Source organism: Streptomyces kebangsaanensis (assembly GCF_001906585.1).
In the GTDB taxonomy this organism is placed as follows: domain Bacteria; phylum Actinomycetota; class Actinomycetes; order Streptomycetales; family Streptomycetaceae; genus Streptomyces; species Streptomyces kebangsaanensis.
Window position 1 is genome coordinate 1 of sequence record NZ_JUJA01000126.1, and the last position, 6,142, is coordinate 6,142.

General features: G+C 67.5%; 1 protein-coding gene and 1 pseudogene. Both read left to right on the forward strand.

Features of this window, described 5'->3' with window-relative positions; genetic code table 11:
• Positions 1-453, forward strand: a pseudogene (locus tag RH94_RS18765) (LamG domain protein jellyroll fold domain protein); the annotation flags it as partial.
• 119 nt (positions 454-572) lie between these two features.
• Positions 573-6,142, forward strand: a 5,570-nt coding sequence (locus tag RH94_RS18770; RefSeq protein ID WP_107428759.1) for an RHS repeat domain-containing protein, incomplete at its 3' end; no start/stop codon positions are given.

A 6,142-nucleotide genomic window follows, 5' to 3' on the forward strand; every position in this document is an offset into this window, starting at 1 on the left:
ACCGGGCAGGTGCTCGGGCAGCGTACGGCGGACGGTTCGGCATGGGGGCTCTGGTACGAGCTGACAGGCAAGCAGACCGTGCTGGATGAGGACACGTTCGAGGAGAAGACCGTGCCCGTCGGTTTCTGGCGCTTCGGTCGGCTCAACGCGGACGGGACGTTCAGCGCCGTGACTTCCGACGAGAGCGCACTGGTGGACGGCATGGTCCGGTTGACCGGCGTCTTCGATGCCCAGGCAGGCACGACAGGCACGATCAGCCTCTATCTGGGATACATGCAGAACGGCGAACCCCGCGCGTTCACCGCGAAGGCCGGCTCGGGCGACTTCGCTGTCGGCAAGGGCTTCACCGCAGGGGCATGGCGGCACTTCCTTCCGGGCCAGGTGGCAGAGGTACGCCTGTGGGCCGGCGCGATGGCCGATGGGCAGCAGATCGAGGAAACCGTGGGTGACTGACCCGTGGAAGGGGTGAGGGCAGCCCTTGAGGCAGCTGTCCTCACCCCGGGGGTGCGGCAGACCCGGTGTTCTGCAAACGACTGGACTTCTTTTCTACGGGACTGGGCGGGGCGAAAACGATGGTCTTTGGCATAGGCACCTCAAGACGGCGACGTGCAGGAGCCGCACGGCATCGCGCGGGCCGGCTGCTGGTGCAGTCGATCGCCCTCGCGCTGGTGGTTCCCATGGGGCTGGCACAGGTAGCCGAAGCCACGACATCGGGGGGCCTTGGACGGCCTGATGTGCCCAAGCCCCGGGTAAGCAAGGTCCAGGTGTTCGAGGGGCCGGGCGCGAAGAAGGCGCGACAGAAGGTCGCCCGGGACAAGAAGGCCAACACGGCTCAGGCCAGAAAAGCCCGGACGGAGCAGAAGGCTGCCTGGCCCAAGCAGGGCGAGGCCACGCTCAGGCTCACCGGTGGCAGGACGGCCAACGCCTCGCCGGGTGGTGTGCCCATCATGGTGAGCTCGGTACCCGGCGGGAGCGCGAAGGCCCAGGCCGCGGCCGGCGGCACGGCACGGATCAACGTGCTGGACCAGAGGGCCGCCCGGATGGCGGGAGTCACAGGTGTACTGCTGACGGCCGAGGCCGACACGGCGGGCACCGCCGAGGTGAGCGTCGACTACAGCGGCTTCGCCTCGGCGATCGGCGGCGGGTGGTCGCAGCGGCTGCGTCTGGTGCAGTTGCCCGCCTGTGCGTTGACGTCCCCGCAGAAACCCGAATGCCGCACCCAGCGACCGCTGACGTCCGACAACGACGTCGCGCACCAGTCGGTATCGGCGAAGGTGCACCTGGGCGGAGCGGCAAGCGGAACGTCTAAGCAGCTCCTACGCGCGGACAGTGCCGGCGGTGGAGTGACGGTGCTCGCGGTCACCGCCGCCGACGCCGGGTCCGGGCAGTCACCGAAGGGAACCGGGGACTACTCGGCGACGCCGCTGTCATCGTCCTCGTCCTGGCAGGCCGGCGGCAGCTCGGGGTCCTTTACCTGGTCGTACGACTTCACCATGCCGCCCGCGGCGGCCGGCCCGACGCCGTCGCTGTCGCTGTCGTACGACTCGGGCAGCGTCGACGGACGGACGGCGACCACCAACAACCAGGGCACGTCGGTGGGTGAGGGCTTCGCGCTCAGCGAGTCCTACATTGAGCGCACCTACGGCTCCTGCGACGACGACGGGCATCCGGAGGTCTTCGATCTGTGCTGGAAGTACGACAACGCCCGTCTGGTGCTGAACGGCAAGTCGACCCGCCTGGTCAAGGACGACGCTACCGGGCAGTGGCGACTGGAGAACGACGACGCCTCGAAGGTGACGCGCTCCACCGGAGCCGACAACGACGACGACAACGGTGAGTACTGGACCGTCACCACCGGCGACGGCACGAAGTACGTGTTCGGCCTGAACAAGCTGGACGGCGCCGGCGCCCAGCGCACCAACTCCACATGGGCGGTGCCCGTGTTCGGCGACGACGCCGGCGAGCCCGGCTACTCGGGCGGCAGTGCCTTCGCCGACCGTGCTCTCACGCAGGCGTGGCGGTGGAACCTCGACTATATCGAGGACACCCGGGGCAACGCGGCCACGTACTGGTACACGAAGGAATCGAACTACTACAAGAAGAACAAGTCGAAGACCGCCAACGCCTCCTATACCCGGGGCGGCTACCTCACCCGGATCGAGTACGGGCTGCGCAAGGGCGCCCTGTTCGCGGACAAGGCGGACGCGAAGGTCACCTTCGACCACGCCGAGCGCTGCACTGCCTCCAACTGCTCCAGCCTGACGAAGGACACCGCCAAGAACTGGCCGGACGTGCCGTTCGACGCGATCTGCTCCAAGGACGGCTCCGACTGCAACGCGGCCGGCCCGGCCTTCTTCACCCGCAAGCGCCTGACCGGAATCGACACTGTCTCCTACAACGTCACCAGCGGTGTATACGACCCGGTGGACTCCTGGGCGCTGACCCAGGAGTACCTGGACGGCGGGGACATCGGGGACAGCTCCGACCAGGTGCTCACGCTGAAGTCGCTCAAACGCACTGGTAAGGCGGGTGATACGAGCATCGGCCTCAACCCGATCTCGTTCACGTACCAGATGCGGCCCAATCGGGTAGACGCCACCGATGACATCCTGCCGCTGACCCGGCCCCGTATCTCGACCGTCACCTCCGAGACCGGCGCCATCACCACGGTGACCACGTCGGCTCCCGAATGTGTGCGCAGCCAGGTACTGAACGCGGCACCGGACACCAACACCCGTTCCTGCTACCCGCAGTTCTGGCACATCAACGGCTCCTCGGATGCCTCGATCGACTGGTTCCAAAAGTACCGGGTGCTGGCCGTGACCGTCTCCGACCCGGCCGCGGACAACGAGGCGGTCGAGTACGCCTACTCCTACAGCGGTGCGGCCTGGCACCACAGCGACGACCCGTTCACGCCGAAGGGCGAGCGCACCTGGTCGGACTGGCGGGGCTACCGCCAGGTCACCGCGTGGACCGGTGCGACGAGCACGACGCGTTCCAGGACGGTCTCGCTCTACCTGCAGGGCATGCACGGGGACAAGAACAAGGACGGCACCACCAAATCCGTCACCGTTGCCCCGCTGGCGGCACCCGACCTTGGCGCGGCCTCGGTCACCGACAGCAACCAGTATGCGGGCCAGCTTCGCGAGCAGGTCACCTACGACGGCGCCACGCCGATCTCGGCGACGGTGAACGACCCCTGGTCCAAGGAGACCGCCCGGCAGAACGCGCCCGATGCCGCCGATCACGTGGCCCGCTACGTACGCACCGGCAAGGCCAGCACGTACGCCTACCTCACCGCCTCGAAGACGTGGCGCACCCGCTCCGTCAGCACCACCTTCGACGACTACGGCATGCCCGCCAGCGTCAGCGACTCCGGGGATGCCGGCACCGGCGGTGACGAGACCTGCACGCGCACCTGGTACGCACGCAACGACGCAGTCGGCATTACCGGCCTGGCTTCCCGTACCCGCACCGTCGGCCGGGCCTGCTCCATCACGGAATCCAACCTCAGCCTTCCGGTCACCTCCGCCACGGGTGGCGACGTCCTGTCGGACACCGCCACCGTCTACGACACGCCGAACGCCACAGCCTGGTCGGCGACGCAGAAGCCTACTCGGGGCGAGGCCACCTGGGCCGGCCGTGCCACCGGCTACGCGGCCACCGCCGACCCGGGCGGCGAGAGGCTGCCGACAGGCTGGCAGACCGTGGCCACCAGCAGCTACGACACCCTCGGCCGCACACTGAGCGTCACAGACGCGGCAGGACACAAGACGTCCACGGCGTACACGCCCGCGGACGCGGGACCGCTGACCAAGACCATCACCACCTTCGAACCCAAGCAGTACAAGACCACCAGTTTCCTGGACCCACGCCGCGGCCAGCCGCTGCGCAGCTACGACCTCAACTTGAAGAAGACCGAGCTGAACTACGACGCGCTCGGCCGGCTCACCGAGGTGTGGCTGCCGAACCGGGTTCGTGGCAGCCAGGCCCCGAACACTACGTTCGCCTACCACCTGAACAACACCAAGCCATCCTGGGTGTCGACCTCGACCCTGAAGAGGGACGGCAACACCTACAACACGAGCTACACGCTCTACGACTCCCTCCTGCGTCCGCTGCAGACGCAGTCGCCCACCCCGCGGGGCGGCCGCCTGCTGACCGACACCCGCTACGACACCCGCGGCCTCGCGTACGACACATACGCGGACATCTTCGACACCTCCAGCACGCCCAACAGCACCTACACCCGCGCCGAGTACGGCGAGGCCCCCACCCAGACGCAGACGGTGTTCGACGGGGCGGGCAGGGCGACGACCAGCAGCCTGTACGTCTACGGCGTCAAGAAGTGGTCCACCACGACGACCTACACCGGAGACTCCGTCGCGACCACCGCCCTTGAAGGCGGCTCCGCCCGGCGCACGATCACGGACGTGCGCGGTCAGACCACGGAGAGCCGGGAGTACGCGAGCACCAGCCCGGCCGACAGCGGCTTCGGCACCGGCCCTGGCGCGTCGTACACCTTCACGAAGTTCACCTACGCCCTGGACGGCCAGCAGAAGTCGATCACAGGTCCGGACGGCGCCAAGTGGACCTATGACTATGACCTGTTCGGTCGCCAGATCAGCACCGGTGACCCGGACAAGGGCACCACAACCACCGAGTACAACGCCCTCGACCAGATCATCAAGTCCACCGACTCACGCGGCACGTCGCTCCTGACCGCCTACGACGAACTGGGTCGCGCCACCGGCACCTGGACCGGGTCGAAAACGGACGCCAACCAGCTCACCGGCTACACCTACGACACGGTCCTCAAGGGCCTGCCCACCTCCTCCACCCGCTACGTCGGCGGCAAGACGGGAGCGGCCTACACCCAGACCGTCACTGCTTACGACAGCCTCGATCGGGCCACCGCGACCCAACTGGAACTGCCGGCCAGCGACCCGTTCGTGAAGGCCGGCGCACCGTCCACGCTGGCGTTCGAGACGTACTACAACATCGATGGCACCCAGCAGTACGACAAGCAACCCGCACTCGGTGGCCTGCCGTCCGAGATCATCGGCTTCACCTATGACGGCCTGGGCAACCTGACCTCCATCGGCGGGTCGACCGGTTACCTGAACAACGTCTCCTACTCGGCCCTAACCCAGCCCGAGGAGCTCACCCTGGGCACCGGCGGCACAGGCAACAAGAACGTCTACGTCAAAAACAGCTACGAGGAGGGCACCGGCCGCCTGCTCCGCAGCTATGTCAAGGACCAGACCCGCCCGTACATGCTGCAGGACCTCAACTACACCTACGACCAGACCGGCAACGTCACCGCCATCAGCGACCCCACCACACTCGGCGGCACCAGCTCGCCCGACACCCAGTGCTTCGCCTACGACGGCCACCAGCGCCTCACCGAAGCCTGGACCCCGGCCTCCCAGAAGTGCTCCGACGCCCCGAACGCCTCCAGCCTGTCGGGCCCGGCCCCGTACTGGACCAGCTACACGTACAACACCGCGGGCCAGCGCACCAGTGAGACGGTCCACCAGAGCAGCGGCGACACGAAGACGACCTACTGCTACACCAATGCCAAGCAGCCCCACACCCTGACCGGCACCACCACCAAGGCCGACTGCGCCAGCCCACAGCGCACCTACGACTACGACACGACCGGCAACACCAGGCACCGCCCAGGCACCACAGCCACCCAGGAACTGGACTGGTCACCCGAAGGCAAGCTGACCAAGCTCACCGAGAACGCAACGTCCACCGACTACCTCTACGCCGCCGACGGCACCCTGCTCATCCGCGCCACCAAGAACGGCGAACGCATCCTCTACGCCGGCGCCACCGAACTCCACCTCCGCGTCAACGGCACCACCTGGGCCCAGCGCTACTACACAGCTGGCGCTGTCACCGCCGCCGTCCGCTCCAACGAATCCGGCACCAACAAACTCACCTATCTCACCGGCGACCACCACGGCACATCTACGCTGGCGATCAGCCCGGACACCGCCCAGGCCTTCACCAAGCGCTACACCACCCCCTTCGGTGCCGACCGCGGCACGCCCCTCTACGGCCCCTGGCCCGACGACAAGGGCTTCCTCGGCAAAACCCGCGACACCACCACCGGCCTCACCCACATCGGCGC